At 54.7% G+C, this 903-nt stretch carries 2 protein-coding genes; both read right to left on the bottom strand.

Features of this window, described 5'->3' with window-relative positions:
- Positions 1-67: 67 nt before the first annotated feature.
- Complete coding sequence (locus ABRP66_RS11635; RefSeq protein WP_349838706.1) at positions 68-598, bottom strand: IS3 family transposase; 531 nt, start codon at positions 596-598, stop codon at positions 68-70.
- On the bottom strand, positions 595-903 hold a 309-nt coding region (locus ABRP66_RS11630; protein ID WP_349838705.1), incomplete at its 5' end, for a transposase. The genes ABRP66_RS11630 and ABRP66_RS11635, both read right to left, overlap by 4 nt.

Raw genomic sequence — 903 nt, 5'->3', positions numbered from 1 at the left:
AACCAAGTCTTCGGCTATACTGACCACAGCAGCATAGCTAGCCCCCGATGTGTCCACTTTCCGGGGGTCAGGCCCAAGCTTCGGTCCGCATCGAATCTGACAGCGCCCATCCGACGATCCGCCGGGAGTAGACGTCGGTGACAAACGCGGTGTAGACGAATCTTTTTCGTGTCCGTACATAGGTAATGTCGGCCACCCACAGCTTATTCGGTCCTTGAGCTTTAAATTCACGCTCGACCAAGTCCGGGCGCAAATCAGGCACATTAGGCTTACGGGTTGTGATTGGTGATCCGCCTTTGCCAGAAACGCCAGCCAGGCGCATCAGTCGGGCGGTTTGTTCACGCCCGATATCGATTCCTTCACGGCGAAGTGCATGCCACATTTTCCGCACACCGTAAACACCATAATTATCTCTATGAACAGCACTAATGCGTTCAACCAACGCAGCATCACGAAGGCGACGAGCACTTAACCCGCGAGCCTTGGACTGGCGATAACCACGCGAGGTGATAAACCCACCAGCCCGGTTATTTTTCAACGTCTTACAAATGAACTCGACAGAGAAACGATTCCGGTATTCATCGATGAACCGGATCATTTCTTAACGTTTGGGGTCGAGTTCCGACGCGAAAAAGCCGACGCGGCCTTCAGCAGCTCATTAGTGTCGCGGAGCTCTTGATTTTCACGACGTAGCCTGGCATTTTCGGCGGCCAAATCTTCAGGCACAGGTTCTGGGATGCTCCCCGCACGCCGGGCCTGCTGGGTCCATTGACGAGCCGTGTGCCATGAAACCCCCAGCTTTGGGGCTACTGCCTGGCATGCGGCCTGCATCGACATATTTTCCGCCAAGATGCGGTCTTCCACGAGACGGACCACACGGTCCTTTGCATCCTGGTCAAATTT

This window comes from Corynebacterium sp. KPL2680 (genome assembly GCF_040225675.1).
Classification (GTDB): domain Bacteria; phylum Actinomycetota; class Actinomycetes; order Mycobacteriales; family Mycobacteriaceae; genus Corynebacterium; species Corynebacterium rhinophilum.
This window is presented reverse-complemented; position numbering and strand designations above follow the sequence as displayed.

What these genes read in the sequence shown, in the direction of transcription:
- ABRP66_RS11635 (WP_349838706.1), bottom strand. Translation starts at nt 598, where the DNA reads ATGATCCGGTTCATCGATGAATACCGGAATCGTTTCTCTGTCGAGTTC.